The organism is Burkholderia sp. SRS-25 (assembly GCF_004343765.1).
In the GTDB taxonomy this organism is placed as follows: domain Bacteria; phylum Pseudomonadota; class Gammaproteobacteria; order Burkholderiales; family Burkholderiaceae; genus Burkholderia; species Burkholderia contaminans.
Genome location: NZ_PTXM01000011.1, coordinates 75,273 through 91,754, shown reverse-complemented (window position 1 = coordinate 91,754; position 16,482 = coordinate 75,273). Strand labels below are relative to the sequence as shown.

Sequence of the window (16,482 nt, the reverse complement as noted above, 5' to 3'; positions counted from 1 at the left end):
CCGTGCCGCCGGTCAGGTCGGTCAGCGCGTGAAGCGCAGCGCGGGGGCGAACGGCGCGCCGGTGTCGCTTTCGCCGCGGCGGAACACCCAGCGCTCGGCCGGCACGCCCGCGACGGCCGCCGCCGCATTCGGCGCCCGTACCGCGACGAACGTCGCATCGCAGCCGACTGCGATTCCATAGTTGTCCTTGCCGATCACGCGCGCGCCGGCGTGCGTCGCCATGTCGAGCGCGATACCGAGCGCTTCGTCGGTGTAGAAGCCCGACCGATAGCCGACCATCATCGCGCGCTGCAGCATGTCGCCGTTGCCGTACGGCCACCATGCGTCGCGGATGTTGTCGTTGCCGGCGAACACGTGCACGCCCGCATCGCGCAACGCCTGCACCGGCGGAAACGCGCAGTCGCCCGGCGCATTCGTCAGGATCGACACACCGGCGTCGGCCAGTGCCGCTGCCGTGCGCTGCACGTCGCCATCGCTCACCTGGCCCAGCGCGTACGCGTGGCTCACGTTCACGCGGCCGCCGAGCCCCGCCGCGCGCGTGCGCGCCGCGATCCGCAGCAGTTGCGCGATGCCCGTTTCACCGGGCTCGTGCAGGTGGATGTCGATCTTCGCGCCGCGCTGCTCAGCGATGCCGAACACGATGTCGAGCTGGCCGTCCGCATCGCCGTCGAGCGTCGTCGGGTCGATCCCGCCGACCACGTCCGCGCCTTCGCGCACGGCTGCATCGAGGATCTCGGCGGTGCCCGGGCACGTGACGACGCCCGCCTGCGGAAACGCGACCAGTTCGACATCGACGATCCCGCGCCATTGCTCGCGTGCAGCCATCACGGCCTGCAGGTTCGACAGGCCCGTGGTTGCATCGACGTCGACGTGGCTGCGCATCGCGACCGTGCCGAATGCGGCGGCCTGCGCGATCAACGCGTTCGCGCGCTCGACGATCGGCGGCGCGGCCGCGAGCTGGCGCTTCTCGACCGCGAGCCGCTCGCGCAGCGTGCCGGCCGGTTCGTGCGGCACCCAGCGATCGCCGACGAAGCTCTTGTCGAGGTGGATGTGGCCGTCGACGAAGCCGGGCAGCACGACGCGGCCGTCGAGGTCGATCGTTTCCGCACCGGGCGCGGCCGCACAATCGGCGCCGATCGCGATAAAGCGGCCGTCACGGACGACGAGGTGGATGGGCTGGCCGCCGGCGTCGACGGCGTTGATGAAGATACGATCGGTCATGGCTCGGAATGTGGGCAGTCGCGGCACGTCACCGGCGCGGACTGGGGAAGGCACCGCAGCCTGCACGGCGCGACCGTTGGCAGGGGAATCCGGCCACGATATCGGACGCCGTCGCCCGAGGCCAATTAAATGTCGCGATGCCGCGCATTCGATTTCGCGATGCGCGGCGCGCGCGCCGCCGGGCCATGGCGATGGGGCGGGATCACGGGGAAAGCGACGGAAAAACCGAAGGCCGCGCAGCGTCGGCATCGCCGGAAGGCGGGCATCTCGCGCCCTTGCCGCACGTCGCTCCCACGCCCCGCCCGCGCGGCGATTTACGCGGCAACAGACTTTACACGTTGTTACCCGGCCGCACCGGACGCGCCTCCGGCCATTCCTTATACTCACGCCGAGTTCGCCACCCGTCCCGGCATTCGTCGGCGAACCCGTTGCCGATGCAGGAATCACCATGATGCGCATGCCTTCCACGAAGACCGTTCTGTTCGCCTCGCTCGTCGCCGTCGCGGCGCTTCCGCTGACCGCCTGCGTCGCGCCGGGTTACTACGGCGCGCAGCCGGGGTATCCGCAGCAGCAGCAATACGCAACGCCCGGCTACGCACAGCCCGCGTATTCGCAACCGGGCTACGTGCAACAGCAACAGCCGTATCCGAACCAGGCGCCGCAGCCGTACGATCAGTACGGCAACCAGCAGCAATACGGGTCGCAGCCGTATGACCAGTACGGCAATCAGCAGCAATACGGCAACGGCTACGGCACGCAATACGGCACGGTCTCGAACATCCAGCCGGTCAACGGCTCGGTCGGCCCGTCGGGCGTCGCCGGCACCGTCGTCGGCGCGCTGGTCGGCGGCCTGGTGGGCAACCAGTTCGGCCGCGGTCACGGTCGCGATGCGGCCACCGTGATCGGTGCGCTCGGCGGTGCGGTGGCCGGCAACCAGATCGGCCAGCAGATGGGCGCAGCACAAGGCCCGAGCAGCTACCGGATCGACGTGCAGGTCAGCGACGGCTCGATGCGCTCGTTCGACGTGCAATCGCCGGGCAACCTGCGTCCGGGTGATCGCGTGCAGATCAACGGCAATCAGCTCGCGCGCTATTGATTCGGATGCGGTGCGCCTGAGCTGATCGGCGCATCGTCGCGCGTTCGACGTCGGGCGCCGGTTCTGCGCGACGGCGCGCCTGTTTCACCTCGCCCTCATTCTTCATGCCGACGCGGCGCGCATCACGCGCCGCCGATATCTCCGCGACACCACGCGTCCGTCTCCAACGCACGTCGTCGCACGACCGCTCTCCCGCACTCACAGCCGCGCCCCGACGCCTGGCCGTCACACACGCCCGACGCCGCGCCCGACACGAGTGCGACGCCGTTGCCGGCCATACCCGACAGCACGCGCGCGCCGCCGAACACGATGCCGTCGAAGCTCGACAGCGCGGTCGGGCACGTGTACCCGCGCCTCGGTGACACCGATGCCGAGGCGCTCGCGTGCTGCGTCGACGGCGATGCAAAGCGGCCGCGCGACGCGATCTGACTATCTGCATTCGATCGCGCGGCGGTGCCGAACGTCGCCACGCGACAACCTGATTCCCGTTACGATGAGGACGGTGCATCCCGCGGCCCCAGCGGCCCGCGCCGGCATGCACGGCCTTCAACCGGAACGCCCCCGATGACGATCACGACCCGCCTGCTCGACGCGGCCGACGCCGCCCGTTTCCAGACCGTTCGCCTGCGTGCGGTCGACACCGCCCCCACCTCCTTCCTGCCGACGCTCGCCGAAGAATCGCAGGTGCCCGTCGACGAATTCGCGACGCGCATCACGCCGACTCACGAACGTGCCGTGTTCGGCGCGTTCGACGGCGATACGCTCGTCGGCATCACGGGCGTACGCCGCGATGCGCGCGTGAAGATCGCGCACAAGGCGACGATCTGGGGCGTGTTCGTCGATCCCGCGTATCGCGGTCAACGCATCGCGCAAACGCTGCTCGAATGCGCGACCGCGCACGCGGCGCAGGAATGGGACTGCAAGCAACTGATGCTGTGCGTGAACGAGATCAATGCCAATGCGGAGCGGCTGTATGCGTCGCAGGGGTTCGTGCGGTTCGGTACGGAACCGCGCTCGTTGTTCGTCGATGGCCGCTTCTACGACGAACACCACATGGTCAAGACGCTCGGGTAACGCGTTCGAGCCTGCGTTCGCGCGCATCGATCGAGCGCGCGAGCGACCCTCCCTCTCTGCGCGTCGCGTTATCGCTTGTCGGTGACGTCGTGTTGACGGCCTTGCCCGGCGACCGTCACATCTCAATGTGGAACGTGACATTGCTCCGCAGCACGATCGGCCGCCCCAGCGCAATACCCGTGGCCGGACGGCACGACGACCCGGCCGCGGCCTTCGTGGCAGAACGCGTCGATTTCCGCGAGAGACGCTGGGTGCGGGGATCACAACTCATACGTCGTCACACCATTTAACCCGATGCAGACGTGAGCAACGCAAGGCATGCATTTGTCGCCTCCCCGTTCCTACTGAGTCAACGACCCATATGTGTGCGCACACTCACATTCGAATGGATGACCTATGAGATAAGTTGTCGTATGTTTATGCGCAAAAACTTCAATCGCGAAAAGCCCATTAAAAATCCATGGAAACCTTCACGATTCTTTTCGGTTTCCATTTACCAGTGCCATCTCCAAATCAAATAAAACACGCTCGCCCATTGCCCGACTATCCGGCGCGCGCCCATCCGCCTCGGTAATTTCGCCCCCTGTTCATCCCCCCGCCGCCCGCGCTATCGTTTCCGTACCTTCACAGCCCAAGGAGCTGCCTTTGCCTTCCCGCCACGGAGTCGACCTCGTCCGCGCCCGCGCGCTGTTCGATCGCGAGCGCCACGCGTTCACCGAAGCCATGCCGGTCTCCCGCGCCCTGTCCGCGGAAGCCTCCGAGCACTTGCTGTTCGGCGTGCCGTTGCACTGGATGCAGGACTGGTCGACGCCGTTCTCGCTGTATGTGAGAGAGGCGCGCGGCGCGACGTTCACCGACGTCGACGGCCATCGCTACGTGGACTTCTGCCTCGGCGACACCGGCGCGATGTTCGGCCATGCGCCCGAACCCGTCGCGCGTGCACTCGTCGAGCAAGCCACGCGCGGCTACACGACGATGCTGCCGAGCGAGGACGCCACGTGGGTGTCGCGCGAACTCGCGCGCCGCTTCAGGCTGCCGGTCTGGCAATTCGCGTTGAGCGCGAGCGACGCGAACCGCTTCGTGCTGCGCTGGGCGCGCGCGGCTACCGGCCGCAAGACGATCGTGGTGTTCAACGGCTGCTATCACGGCACCGTCGACGACGTGTTCGTCGATCTCGTCGATGGCCGCCCCGTGCAGCGCGACAGCCTGCTCGGGCAGTCGTACGACCTGCTCGCGAACACGCGCGTCGTCGAATTCAACGACCTCGCCGCGCTCGAAGCGGCGCTGAAAGGCGGCGATGTCGCCTGCGTGCTCGCCGAGCCCGCGATGACGAACATCGGGATGGTGCTGCCCGATCCGGGCTTCTGGGACGCGGCACGCGAACTGACGCGCCGCTACGGCACGCTGCTCGTGATCGACGAAACGCACACGATCAGCAGCGGCCCGGGCGGCTACGCGGTCGCGCACGATCTCGAGCCGGACATGCTGGTAGTCGGCAAGCCGATCGCGGGCGGCGTGCCGTGCGCGGTGTACGGGTTCAGCGCGGAATTTGCCGAACGCGCGAAGCAGGCGAAGCTGAATGCGCCGCCCGGCCATTCGGGGATCGGCACGACCCTCACCGCGAACATGCTCGCGATGCATGCGATGCGTGCAACGCTCGCCGAAGTTGCGACCGACGCGGCGTATGCGCACATGTTCGAACTCGCCGCGCGGCTGGCGGCGGGGCTCGAACAAACGATCGCGAAACACGGGCTGCCGTGGTGCGTGACGCGCATCGGCGCGCGCACCGAATTCCAGTTCGCCTCCACGCCGCCGCGCAACGGCACGCTCGCCGGCGCGCAGCTCGACAGCGAACTCGAACACATCGTGCACCTGTACCTGCTGAATCGCGGCGTGCTGATCACGCCGTTCCACAACATGATGCTCGTGTGTCCGCAGACGACGGCCGATGATGTCGACCGGCTCGTCGCGCAGTTCGACGCGTGTCTCGGCGAGTTGGTTTGATGCAGTGACATTCGCGGCAGGCCACACATCGCGCGAGCGCGGCCACGATGTGTTGCCTGCCGCGCTGCTCGTGTCGCCTGACAGTGAAACGGAACGCCGCACGGCGGGCCGTTTCCCGTCGCATCCGCATCATGCAGCGATGCGCTACGCTGCCTTCAACGCCCGCCGCGCCACTTCCGCGAAATACCGCGCCCCCACCGGCAGGATCTCGTCGTTGAAGTCGTAGCCCGCGTTGTGCAGCGGCACGCCGCCTCGACCGGCCGCCTCCCCGTTGCCGATGAAGACGAAGTTGCCGGGCACCGCCTGCAGGAACGCGCCGAAGTCTTCCGAGATCATCATCGGCTGGACGTTCGCGTCCACGTTCTCTGCACCCGCGATCTGCGCCGCGGCTCGCACGGCCGTGTCGACCCATTCCGGCGAATTCACCGTCGGCGCGAACTCGTGCGTGTACTCGAACGTGCAGGTTGCGCCGTGCGTGCGGCAGATCCCTTCGCTGATCTCGCGCATCCGCGTGGCCAGCAGCGCCTGCACGTCACGCGAATAACTGCGCGTGTCGCCCTTGATCGTCACCGTCGACGGCAGCACGTTGCGCAGCCCGTCGGTGATGAACTCCGTGCACGAGATCACGGCCTGCTGGCCCGGATCGAGATTGCGCGACACGATCGTCTGCAGCGCGAGCACGACCTGCGCGCCGATCACGAGCGGATCGATGCCCATGTGCGGGCGCGCTGCATGCGTGCCGCGCCCGTCGATCCGGATCACGAAATTGTCTTCGCTCGCCATGATGCCGCCCGCGCGCGTCGAGAACGTGCCCGCGCGCATCCCCGGCATGTTGTGCGCGCCGAAGATCGCGTCGACCGGGAAGCGCTCGAACAGCCCGTCGGCCATCATCGCCTTCGCGCCGCGGCCGTGCTCCTCGGCCGGCTGGAAGATGAAGCGCACGGTGCCGTCGAAATCCTTGCGCTCGGCCAGCAGCTGCGCGGCGCCGAGCACCATCGACATGTGGCCGTCGTGCCCGCACGCATGCATCTTGCCGGACGTGCACGATGCGTATTCGCGGCCCGGCGCGTGCTCGGCGATGTTCAGTGCATCCATGTCCGCGCGGATGCCGATCGCGCGCGTGCCGGTGCCGGCCGTCAGGTTCGCGACGAGCCCCGTGCCGCCGATCCCGCGATGCACGTCGAGCCCGAGCGTCGTCAGGATGCGCGCGACGTAGTCCGACGTGTTCACCTCTTCGAATCCCGTCTCCGGAAACTGGTGCAGATGGCGGCGCCAGGTCTTCAGTTGCCCCTGCAGCGTGCTTTCTTCGGTTGCGTCCATGGCGTTGGCCTCGTCGGTCGTGGTCGGTCGGGATGTCGTTCAGGCCGCGACCGCCGCGCGGTCCAGCCAGGCTCGCTGCCTCGCGAGCACGGCGTCGGCCGTCTCGCCGACGCAGCTCCGGTACACGGACGGCGCCGTCGCGCCTTCCGTATTGATCGCCAGCACGCGCGAATGCGCATCGAGCCCCACCTGCCGCGCGAGCGCAGGGTCGCGCATGAGCACCTCGAGCCCCGCGACGCCGGCCGCGCCCGATTCCCCGGCGACGAGCGGCACGTCGCGTTCGCTGCCGGCCGCAAGGTTGCGCATCGCCTGCACCGCGTCTTCGTCGTCGATCAGCATGAAATAGTCGATGCACATCTCGAGGAAGTCCCACGCAAGCGGCGACGCCTCGCCGCACGCCAGCCCGGCCATCACGGAATCGACGCTGCCGGTCGCCTTGGACGCGCGACCTGCCAGCGCACTCTGGTACAGGCAGTCGGCCTGGCGCGGCTCGACCACGACGAAGCGCGGCCGCTGCACGCCGTCGCGCTCCCACAGGTAACTCGCGACGCCCGCGGCGAGGCCGCCCACGCCGCCCTGCAGCAGCACGTGCGTGAACGGCCGCCCGTCGTCCTGCGCCCGCTGCGCGGCGGCCTCGGCGGCGATCACGCCATAGCCCTGCATCACGTCGCGCGGAATCGCCTCGTAGCCGTCGTACGACGTATCCGACACGACATACCAGCCGTTCGCCTGCGCGAGCTGCGCCGCGCAGACGACCGACTCGTCGTAGTTCCCCTCGATGCGCACGATCCGCGCGCCGTACGCCGAGATCGCGCGTTCGCGTTCGGCCTCGACGTTCGCGTGCAGCACGATCACGCACCCGCAGCCGATCGCACGCGCGGCGGCAGCCAGCGCGCGGCCGTGATTGCCGTCGGTCGCGCTGATCACCGTCAGGTCGGCCAGTTCGGCCGCGTAGCGGCCGGTGACGAGCCCGTGCGGATCGAGATCCTGCGTGCGTCGCAGGCGCTTCACGAGCCGCACCAGCGCGATCGGTGCGCCGAGCGCCTTGAAGCTGCCGAGCGGCGAGCGGCACGACTCGTCCTTCACGCTGACGCTCGCGACGCCCAGACGCGCGGCGAGATCCGGCAGCGCGCGCAACGGCGTGCGCGCGTTGCCGACGAGCGGCCAGTGCGACAGCCATGCGCCGCTTTCGTCGGCCGATGCGATGTTCATCACGCGGCGCAGCGCGTGCGGATAGGCGGTGCGCGAGGCACGGGGGTTGGCGATCAGCATGGTGGGCAGCACTCCGTGAGTCGGTTCGGGTCGGTCGCGCACGGGTTGCACGCGCCGCCGGTTCGAAAAATAATATTGCGCATGCGTGTCAATAAAATCGCCAAATCGGCGTCCGCCACGCAAAAATTTCTCATTCTTCCGAGGCTTCACGCGCCATCATGACCACCCCACTCGATGCATTCGATCGCAAGCTCCTGATGGAAATCCAGCGCGACGCGCAAACGCCGCAAAGCGAGCTCGGCGCGCGCGTCAACCTGTCGACCGCGGCCGTGAACCGGCGCCTGAAACGTCTCGCGGACGACGGCGTGATCGAGCGCTACACGGCCGTCGTCGCGCCGGACAAGGTCGATCACCCGCTGACGATCGTCGTCAACGTCGAGGTCGAAAGCGAGCAGATCGACCAGCTCGACGCGATGAAGCGCACCTTCGAGCGCTGCCCGCAGATCCAGCAGTGCTACTACGTGACGGGGGAATGGGATTTCGTGCTGATCCTCGCGGTGCGCAACATGGATCAGTACAACGCGCTCACGCGCGAGCTGTTCTTCGCGAACAACAACGTGAAGCGGTTCAAGACGCTGGTGAGCATGAGCCGCGTGAAGGTCGGGCTCGAAGTGCCGGTCGAACCGGGCGAGTGAGTGTAAGTGAGTGAGCGGTTGCACACATGAGGCGACCGGCGCGCGAATGCATGCACCGATCGCCTCCCATCGACGGCTACGTCAGCGGCAACTGAAGCTCGCCGCCGAATTCACGTCGCCCGACCCGTTGTAGCGCGCCACCTGCGGATACGCGCACAGCGGCCGCGTGCGTCCCGCGCCCCACGATGCCGGCACGTCCGCATTCGGCACCGCGTTCGTCGCATCGCGCGCGGTGGCCACCACCGCACCGGGCGCCTGCCCCTGCTCGACCCAGGCCACGAGCGGCGTCAGCAGGTCGAACTGATCGGCCGCCGGGCCGCCCGAGCAGTGGTTCATCCCCGGCACCGGGTAGAAGCGCGCGAAATCCGACGCATCGCCGCCGTTCGCCTGCGCGACCCGCGCGTACCAGTCACGCGTATCGTCGAACGAGAACACCGGGTCGCCGGTGCCGTGATAGACGAGCAGCTTCGCACCGCGCGCCTTCAGCGCGGACAGGTTGGTCTCGTCGGGCGGCGTCATGAACGACCACGCGGATTGCGTGTACACGCCGCTGGTCGCGAAGATCGCCGGCGCGTCGTTGTCCATGTCGAAGCCGAGCGCGAAACCGGGCAGGTTCGCGAGCACCGCGGCGGTTTTCGGCGGCGACATGAACGTGAACGCCATCGCGGCCGGGTCGAGCGTGATCGAATTCGACTGCTTCCACGCGGCCCAGCCGCCGCCGGCGATGCCCGGATCGTACGGAAAGCCCGCGTAGAGCGCCGTGCCCGCGCTGTTGCGTGCGCCCGTGAACACGTTTCCGAGCGCGGTCTTCTGCGCGGTCGTCAGGCACGCGCCCGTGCGCGTGCCGTTCGCGCAGGTCGGGATGTCCGCGTCGACGCTGAAGTGCGCCTGGCACGCGGCAACGTCCTGCACCATTCCGTCGGCGGCGCCGTCGAGCGCATCGCATTTCTCGAGGATCTTCGCGCCGACGAACTGCCGCTCCGCGTCGGTGAAGCCGCTGCGGATATCCGGCAGCCCGTTCGATCCGGTCGCCGATGCGATCTTCGCGAACTGCTGCGCGCCGTACATCTCGCCGATCGCCGCCTTCGGCAGATGAAAGCCCGGATCGCCCGCGATGATGCCGTCGTAGTCGGCAGGGTTGCGCACCGCCGTGACCATCGCATGACGGCCGCCGTTCGAGCAGCCGCCGAAATAGCTACGGTCGGGCGCCTTGCCGTACGCGAGCCGGATCACCTGCTTCGCCATCGGCGTGAGCGCATCGACCGCGCCGTAGCCGTAGTCGATGCGTGCCTGCGGATCGAGGCCGAACAGCGGATTCTGCGCGGCGCTGTGCCCGGAATCCGAGCTGATCACCGCGAAGCCCTGGTTCAGCGCGTCGGTCAGCGGCCCGCCGCCGCCGATCTCGCCGGTCGCGGTCACGACGTTGCCGTCGAGGCCGCCGTTCGCCTGGTAGAAGAAGCGGCCGTTCCACGCCTTCGGCAGGCGCATCTCGAAGCCGATCGCATAGGTCTTGCCGTCGACCGTGCTCACGCGCTCGTTCATCTTCCCTGCGATCACGCAGTGCTCGGCGATCGGTTTGCCCGCCACCGTGAGCGCGCCGGCAGCCGCGGTCGTCACCGACGTGAACGACGTGTTCGCATACGCCAGCTTCGCGGCGAGCGCGTCGCAGGTCTGCGCCATCGCGGCCGGCGTCGCGGCACTCAGGTGCGTCGGTACGGCATTCACCGAATCATCGCCGCCGCAACCGGCGAGCAGGGCGGCGGCGGACAGCGGCGCAATACAGAGGAATGCAGATTTCCTGTTCAAGATAACTCCCGTTCGGTTCGTCACGCCGGTGAATCAGAACATGTGCCGCACGCCGACCATCGCGCCGAGCTGCCCCATCCCCGCGCCGGGCGTCGTGCCGGGCCCGCCGCCGCTGACCGAGTAGCGCGCATGCGCGCTGTTCCACAGATACGACGATTGCGCATAGACGGCCGTGCGCTTGGTCAGCAGATAGGTCGCGCGCAGCGTGGCCATCGTCGCGCGCGTGTCGTGCGCGCTGTTGACGATCCGGTAGCCTTCGCCGTCGACGACGAAATCGGGCTTCACCGCATACGACGCGCCGACGAAGAACAGGTCCGAATGTGCGCCGGCCGCGGCCGGCGAACCGGTCGACACGCGCCGCCCGATCCAGCCCGCGCCGATCTTCGCGCCGGCCGCCTGCGCATACGCGCTCACGTGCGTGCGCGCGTCCTTGCCGCCGCTGCTGGTGAAGGGAACGGGCGCCACGCCGTCGAAGAAGTTCGCGGCCGCGCCGGTGCCGCCGCGCTGTTCCTCGTACGAGGCCGCCGCACCGAAGTACGCGCTGTCGTACTTGAGCATCACCGACCAGTTGCGGCACTGCACCGCATCGCCCGGCACCTGCCCCGCGCACGTGCCCTGCCCCGGCGAGTTGCCGGTGCCCGCGCCGTCGCGGCCGAACGAATACGCGGCGCCGAACGTCACGCCGCGATACGCACCGACGTAGGTCACCGCGTTGTCGGCGCGGCCATTCGGCACGTACGCGTCGAACGAACCGAGCCCGTAGATGTCGGGGCCGATGATGTCCGCGCCCTGCAGCGCGAGATAGGTCATCGTGTACTGACGGCCGAACGCGAGCGTGCCGAAGCCGCTCTTCAGCCCGACGAACGCCTGGCGCCCGAACAGCCGGCCGCCCTGCCCGAGATCGCCGCCGCGCACGTTGAAGCCGCTTTCGAGCGTGAACACCGCCTGATAGCCGCCGCCGAGATCCTCGGTGCCGCGCAGCCCCCAGCGCGACGGCAGTTCGCCCGTCACGCCCGGCATCCGCACGACGTGGTCGCCTGCCGCGTTCGCGTGCGACACGTATTCGACGCCCGTATCGATGATCCCGTATAGCGTCACGCTCGACTGCGCATGCGCACCGGGCGCGGCAAGCGCGCAGCACGCGCCGGCGGCCAGCAGGCCGTTCCTTGTCTTCGTCTTCATCGTTGCGTCTCCAGACCTTGAGTAAGCGCGCTCTGACGGCGCGCATTGAAAAAATCGAACCATCAGTCGCCTGCTTGAGGGCGGCGAATCAGCACGAATGCAGCGAAGGCCGCGACGAGCGTGACGGGGATGCTCGCGCCGATCACGACCGGCGCGCTGCGGCCCGCGGCCAGCAGCGTCGCGGCCGCGAGCGGCCCGACGACGGAACCGAGCCGGCCGACGGCCACCGCCGCGCCGACACCCGTGCCGCGCATCGCGGTCGGGTAGTAGATCGCCGCGAGCGCATACAGCACCGACTGGCCGCCGACCACGAACATCCCCGCCGCGAACGCAGCCGCCGCGAGCGACGCGAAACCGGGCGCGGCCGCGAGCGCGGCGAGCGACAGCACGATCCCGATATACATGCCGCCGACCACGCGCGACGCGCGCATCCGGTCGAGCGCCGCGCCGATGCCGAGCGCGCCGAGCCCCGCGCCGACGTTGAACGCGATCTGCACGAGGCCGACGTGTGCGCGATCGAGCCCGCGCGAGGCCATCAGCGACGGCAGCCAGTTCAGCAGGAAATAGAGGACGATCAGCGTGCAGAAGTAGCTGACCCACAGCGCGACCGTGGACGTCGTGCGGCCGTCGCCGAACAGCGTGCGTGCGACGCTCGTGCGCGCGGCCTGCGTGCCGGCGACGTCGAGATATGCACGCGATTCCGGCAGGAACCACACGAGCAGCGGCACGAGCAGCAGCGGCCCCACGCCGCCGACGTAGAAGATGTGCCGCCACTCGGTGTCGCCGGCCAGCAGCACGCCGATCAGCGACGCGATCACGCCGCCGAACGGGATGCCGCAGTACATCGTCGCCACCGCGCTGCTGCGCGAGCGCGGCTCGACCGCTTCGGACGACAGCGCGATCAGGTTCGGCATCGCGCCGCCGAGGCCGATGCCGGTCAGCACGCGCACGACGACGAGCATCGCGAACGTCGATACCTGCGCGGTCGCGATCGACAGCAGCCCGAACAGCACGACCGATGCGATCAGCACGCGCTTGCGGCCGATCCGGTCGGCGAGCCGCCCGCCGAGCATCGCGCCCGGCAGCAGCCCGAAGGTGCCCGCGCTGAACGCGATCCCCATTTGCGACACGCTCAGCCCGAATTCGCGCGCCATGCGCGGCGCGGCGACACCGACCGACTGCAGGTCGAGCCCCTCGAGGAGAGCGATCGCGAAACACAGCGCGAGCGTAGTCGCGACCGTGGGTTTTTCGGCAACGTAAGTGTTCATCCTGTCTCCAGTCCCATGTCTTGTAGTCGGTCGGCCCGCCACTGGCCGCCGCGCGCCGTCGCCGGCCAGTGGCGAAGCAGCGCGCAAGGTGTCGTCTGAACGGCCGCCTTTATCAGGCAACCTGATTCACTGGCCGCAAGCATGCCTGCCGGTGTCGTGGCCGGCAGGTCGTTGTATCTGCTTGATTCGGTATGCTTCCGGTTACGCGTAAATCACGTCGGGATCGCGTCGCGCCGGGTCGTACAGCGCGTCGATCGTCGCCGCGCGATGCTGCTGCACGGCCCCCTGGTTCAGCGAACCCTTGTCGGTCACTTCGCCGAGGTCGAGCGACGGCGGCGTGTCGATCAGCCGGATGCGCGCGACGAACGTCGAACCGCCGCTCGCATGCCGGTTCAGCTCGACGAGCCATTGCTCGAACACCGCACGCACGGCCGGCGCGCGCAGCACGTCGGTCACGGACGCATCGGCGGCGAGCCCCGCCAACGCACGGCACGCGTCGACGCGCGGAAACACCAGCAGCCCGATATCGTCGCGATTGATCCCGGTGACGACCACGTCCTGCACGTACGGCGCACCGCTCGACACCGCGTTCGCGCGCAATGGGCCGACGCTGACGAAGGTGCCGCTGCTCAGCTTGAAATCCTCGGTCAGCCGCCCGTCGAACAGCAGCCCGAGGTCCGGCCGCTCCGGATCGGCAAAGACCCCCGCGTCGCCGCTGCGGTAATAGCCTTCGTCGTCGAATACGTCACGCGGATCGACGTCCGCATGCCAGTAGCCGCGCATCACGTTCGGCCCCTTGAAGCGCAGTTCGAGCTTGCCGCCGCACGGCACGAGCTTCGCGTCGCAGCCGGGCGCGGGCAGCCCGATATAGCCGGCGCGCATCAGCGGCCCCGTCGTGAACAGGCACGACGGCGACGCCTCCGTCATCCCGAGGCCCGCCATGATCCGGATCCGCTCGCCGCAATGCGCTTCGGTCACGCGGTCGAGCCGGTCCCACGCGGCCTGCGACAGGCCCGCGCCGCCGAAGAAATACAGCTTCACGCGCGAGAAGAACGTCGCGCGCAACTCGGCATCGCGTTCGAGCGCGACGGTCAGCTCGTCCCAGCCCTTCGGCACGTTGAAGTAGATCGTCGGCGCGATCTCGCGCAGGTTGCGCACGGTTTCGTCGAAGCGGCCCGGCACCGGGCGGCCGTCGTCGATGTACAGCGAGCCGCCGTTGTACAGCGCGATGCCGAGGTTGTGACTGCCGCCGAACGTGTGATTCCACGGCAGCCAGTCGACCAGCACCGGCGGTTCGCGCGTCAGTTCGGGCATCGTCTGGCGCAGCATCTGCTGGTTGCTGCACAGCATCCGGTGCGTGGTCGGCACGGCCTTCGGCTGCTTCGTCGAGCCGGACGTGAACAGGATCTTCGCGAGATGATCGGGGCCGACCGCTTCGTGGAGTGCGTCGATCGTGCGCGGGACGGTCGCAAGAAGCTGCGACAGCGGCACCGCGCTGACCTTCCCGTTCGCATCGGCATCGTCGTCGCGTGCGACGATCAGCGCCGCATCGGCCGGCAACGTGACGTCGAGCGCACGCGCGAACGGCGCACGTTCGGCGACGAACACCGCGCCCGGCTTCAGCACGCCGAGCGTGTGACGCAGCTTGCCGTAGTCGGTCGACACCAGCGAATACGCGGGCGAGATCGGCGAGTACGGCACGCCGGCCAGCATCGCCGCGAACATCAGCTGCAGATGCTCGAGATCGTTGCCGGACAGCACCGCGAGCGGACGCTCGACCGACAGCCCGAGATCGACGAGGCCCTGGCCGATTGCACGCGCACGTTCAAGCATCTGTGCGTAGGTGATCTCGACCCAGCGACCGTCGGCGCCGCGCCTCGCGGCCAGCACGCGGTCGGGGTGTGCTTGCGCGCCGTTCACGAGGCAATCGGTCAGGCGCGTCGGGTAGTCGCCGAGCGGTTCGCGCGAACGCAGATACCACGCGCCGTTTTCCGCGCGACGAATCTCAGCCGCGCCCACGGCGACGGCCGCTGCGCGATAGCGCACGCCGCCCGTGTCGTGTACGGCCTCACCCGGAGGCTTCGCTACATTCATCGTCGCCTCGCTCATATCGGGTAATGACGCGGCGAAGTCTGCACGGTGATCCAGCGCAGCTCGGTGAATTCGGCGATCGACGCACGGCTGCCGAAGCGGCCGTAGCCGCTCGCCTTGGTACCCCCGAACGGCATCTGCGCCTCGTCATGCACGGTCGGCCCGTTGATGTGGCAGATTCCCGATTCGATCCGGCGTGCGACCGCCATCGCGCGTGCGACATCGCGGCTGAACACGCTCGCCGACAGCCCGAACTCGCTGTCGTTCGCGAGCGCGACCGCTTCGTCGTCGCTGTCCGCGCGCAGGATCGCGACGACCGGCGCGAACGACTCCTCGCGATACAGCCGCATGTCGCGCGTCACGCCATCGACGATCGCCGGCTGCATCGTCGCGCCTTCGACGCGACAGCCGAGCGGCAGTTGCGCGCCAAGCGCACGCGCATCCTCGACCAGCGACGCCGCACGCGCGGCGGCCGACGCGTCGACCATCGTGCCCAGCGGATGGCCGGCCAGCGGATCGCCCGCGACCAGCGTGCGCGCCTTCGCGGCGAGGCGTTCGACGAGTGCATCGGCAATCGGCCGCGCGGCGATCACGCGCTCGGTCGACATGCAGATCTGCCCCTGGTTGAAGAACGCGCCGAACGCGATCGCGTCGACAGCCGCGTCGAGATCGGCATCGTCCAGCACGAGCACGGGCGCCTTGCCGCCGAGTTCGAGCAGCACCGGTTTCAGGTGAGCGGCCGCGTGGCGCGCGATGATGCGCCCGACATGCGTCGACCCGGTGAAGTTGATGCGCTTCACGTGCGGATGCGCGATCAGCCGCTCGACGAGTTCGGGTGCGTCGGCCGCCGCGTGTGAGATCACATTGACCACGCCCGCGCCGAGCCCTGCTTCGTCCAGCACCGCGCCGATCAGCGCATGCACGCCGGGGCACGCTTCGGAGGCCTTCAGCACGACCGTGTTGCCGCATGCGAGCGGCATCGCCAACGCTCGCGTGCCGAGGATCACCGGCGCGTTCCACGGCGCGATGCCGAGCACGACGCCGCACGGCACGCGCATCGCCAGCGCAAGGTTGCCCGGCACGTCGGACGGAATCACGTCGCCGGCGATCTGCGTCGTCATCGACGCGGCCTCGCGCAGCATGTTCGCCGCGAGCGTCACGTTGAAGCCGATCCAGCCGGGCGTCGCGCCGGTTTCGGCTACGCCCGTCGCGATGAACGCGTCGATGCGCGCGTCCATCAGGTCGGCCGCCTTCAGCAGCAGCCGGCGGCGCTCGGTCGGCGCAAGCGCCGACCATGCCGGAAACGCGCGGTGCGCGGCGTCGATCGCCGCGTCGGCGTCGGCTGCGCCGGCCGCCGGCGCGCGTGACGCCAGCGCGCCCGTCGCGGGGTTGAATCGGTCGAAGGTGCGCCCATCGCGGGCGGTACACCACTCGCCGGCGATCAGCATCCGTCTGTCGGTCATGTTGTCTCCTGCCTTGCCTGTCTCTTGCGATTACGCCGGCGGTGATGCCG

At 68.8% G+C, this 16,482-nt stretch carries 12 protein-coding genes and 1 pseudogene; 5 read left to right on the top strand and 8 right to left on the bottom strand.

What is annotated here, in order from left to right; translation table 11 throughout:
* Nucleotides 1–21: 21 nt before the first annotated feature.
* A complete protein-coding gene (locus tag C5O79_RS16970) occupies nt 22–1,221 on the bottom strand; it encodes an amidohydrolase family protein (protein WP_131931501.1) in 1,200 nt (399 codons plus the stop codon).
* Nucleotides 1,222–1,669: 448 nt separating this feature from the next.
* Between C5O79_RS16970 and C5O79_RS16960 the strand changes: the two genes are divergently transcribed.
* The 4 genes and pseudogenes from C5O79_RS16960 to C5O79_RS16940 all read left to right on the top strand — a co-directional run bounded on the left by C5O79_RS16960 (nt 1,670) and on the right by C5O79_RS16940 (nt 5,395).
* Nucleotides 1,670–2,317 (top strand): glycine zipper 2TM domain-containing protein, encoded by a 648-nt coding sequence (locus C5O79_RS16960; protein ID WP_046548769.1) that lies wholly within the window; start codon nt 1,670–1,672, stop codon nt 2,315–2,317.
* A 324-nt stretch (nt 2,318–2,641) separates the two neighbouring features.
* Nucleotides 2,642–2,746, top strand: a pseudogene (locus C5O79_RS16950) (transcriptional regulator); the annotation flags it as partial.
* A 135-nt stretch (nt 2,747–2,881) separates the two neighbouring features.
* Entirely contained in the window at nt 2,882–3,391 is a 510-nt protein-coding gene (locus C5O79_RS16945; protein ID WP_122477159.1) for a GNAT family N-acetyltransferase, read from the top strand.
* A 645-nt stretch (nt 3,392–4,036) separates the two neighbouring features.
* Complete coding sequence (locus C5O79_RS16940; RefSeq protein ID WP_122477161.1) at nt 4,037–5,395, top strand: aspartate aminotransferase family protein; 1,359 nt, start codon at nt 4,037–4,039, stop codon at nt 5,393–5,395.
* 144 nt (nt 5,396–5,539) lie between these two features.
* On the opposite strand, the gene C5O79_RS16935 is transcribed toward C5O79_RS16940, so the two are convergent.
* Together C5O79_RS16935 and C5O79_RS16930 are read right to left on the bottom strand one after the other, a co-directional pair.
* Nucleotides 5,540–6,715, bottom strand: a complete 1,176-nt coding sequence (locus C5O79_RS16935) for a M20 aminoacylase family protein (RefSeq protein ID WP_122477166.1) — start codon at nt 6,713–6,715, stop codon at nt 5,540–5,542.
* 39 nt (nt 6,716–6,754) lie between these two features.
* Complete coding sequence (locus C5O79_RS16930) at nt 6,755–7,987, bottom strand: diaminopropionate ammonia-lyase (RefSeq protein ID WP_122477169.1); 1,233 nt, start codon at nt 7,985–7,987, stop codon at nt 6,755–6,757.
* Between the two features lie 158 nt (nt 7,988–8,145).
* On the opposite strand from C5O79_RS16930, the gene C5O79_RS16925 reads away from it, so the two are divergent.
* Complete coding sequence (locus C5O79_RS16925; protein ID WP_039340400.1) at nt 8,146–8,622, top strand: Lrp/AsnC family transcriptional regulator; 477 nt, start codon at nt 8,146–8,148, stop codon at nt 8,620–8,622.
* An 81-nt stretch (nt 8,623–8,703) separates the two neighbouring features.
* Here C5O79_RS16925 and C5O79_RS16920 read toward each other — a convergent pair whose 3' ends face one another.
* From C5O79_RS16920 to C5O79_RS16900, 5 genes are all read right to left on the bottom strand, one after another.
* Complete coding sequence (locus C5O79_RS16920) at nt 8,704–10,428, bottom strand: tannase/feruloyl esterase family alpha/beta hydrolase (protein ID WP_131931497.1); 1,725 nt, start codon at nt 10,426–10,428, stop codon at nt 8,704–8,706.
* Between the two features lie 33 nt (nt 10,429–10,461).
* Nucleotides 10,462–11,610 carry a porin gene (locus C5O79_RS16915; protein ID WP_122477177.1) on the bottom strand — a complete coding sequence of 383 codons (1,149 nt, stop codon included), beginning with the start codon at nt 11,608–11,610 and terminating at the stop codon, nt 10,462–10,464.
* 62 nt (nt 11,611–11,672) lie between these two features.
* Nucleotides 11,673–12,878, bottom strand: coding sequence for a 3-(3-hydroxy-phenyl)propionate transporter MhpT (gene mhpT / locus C5O79_RS16910; RefSeq protein WP_039340395.1), 1,206 nt, complete (start codon nt 12,876–12,878; stop codon nt 11,673–11,675).
* 201 nt (nt 12,879–13,079) lie between these two features.
* Nucleotides 13,080–14,972, bottom strand: coding sequence for a feruloyl-CoA synthase (locus C5O79_RS16905; RefSeq protein ID WP_131931495.1), 1,893 nt, complete (start codon nt 14,970–14,972; stop codon nt 13,080–13,082).
* 11 nt (nt 14,973–14,983) lie between these two features.
* Entirely contained in the window at nt 14,984–16,432 is a 1,449-nt protein-coding gene (locus tag C5O79_RS16900; protein WP_046548779.1) for an aldehyde dehydrogenase, read from the bottom strand.
* Nucleotides 16,433–16,482: the final 50 nt, after the last annotated feature.

Excerpts from the sequence above, each read along its gene's own strand:
- C5O79_RS16970 (WP_131931501.1), bottom strand. The coding sequence starts at position 1,221 with ATGACCGATCGTATCTTCATCAACGCCGTCGACGCCGGCGGCCAGCCC.
- C5O79_RS16960 (WP_046548769.1), top strand. The coding sequence starts at position 1,670 with ATGATGCGCATGCCTTCCACGAAGACCGTTCTGTTCGCCTCGCTCGTC.
- C5O79_RS16945 (WP_122477159.1), top strand. The coding sequence starts at position 2,882 with ATGACGATCACGACCCGCCTGCTCGACGCGGCCGACGCCGCCCGTTTC.
- C5O79_RS16935 (WP_122477166.1), bottom strand. The coding sequence starts at position 6,715 with ATGGACGCAACCGAAGAAAGCACGCTGCAGGGGCAACTGAAGACCTGG.
- C5O79_RS16930 (WP_122477169.1), bottom strand. The coding sequence starts at position 7,987 with ATGCTGATCGCCAACCCCCGTGCCTCGCGCACCGCCTATCCGCACGCG.
- C5O79_RS16925 (WP_039340400.1), top strand. The coding sequence starts at position 8,146 with ATGACCACCCCACTCGATGCATTCGATCGCAAGCTCCTGATGGAAATC.
- C5O79_RS16915 (WP_122477177.1), bottom strand. The coding sequence starts at position 11,610 with ATGAAGACGAAGACAAGGAACGGCCTGCTGGCCGCCGGCGCGTGCTGC.
- mhpT (WP_039340395.1), bottom strand. The coding sequence starts at position 12,878 with ATGAACACTTACGTTGCCGAAAAACCCACGGTCGCGACTACGCTCGCG.
- C5O79_RS16905 (WP_131931495.1), bottom strand. The coding sequence starts at position 14,972 with ATGAATGTAGCGAAGCCTCCGGGTGAGGCCGTACACGACACGGGCGGC.
- C5O79_RS16900 (WP_046548779.1), bottom strand. The coding sequence starts at position 16,432 with ATGACCGACAGACGGATGCTGATCGCCGGCGAGTGGTGTACCGCCCGC.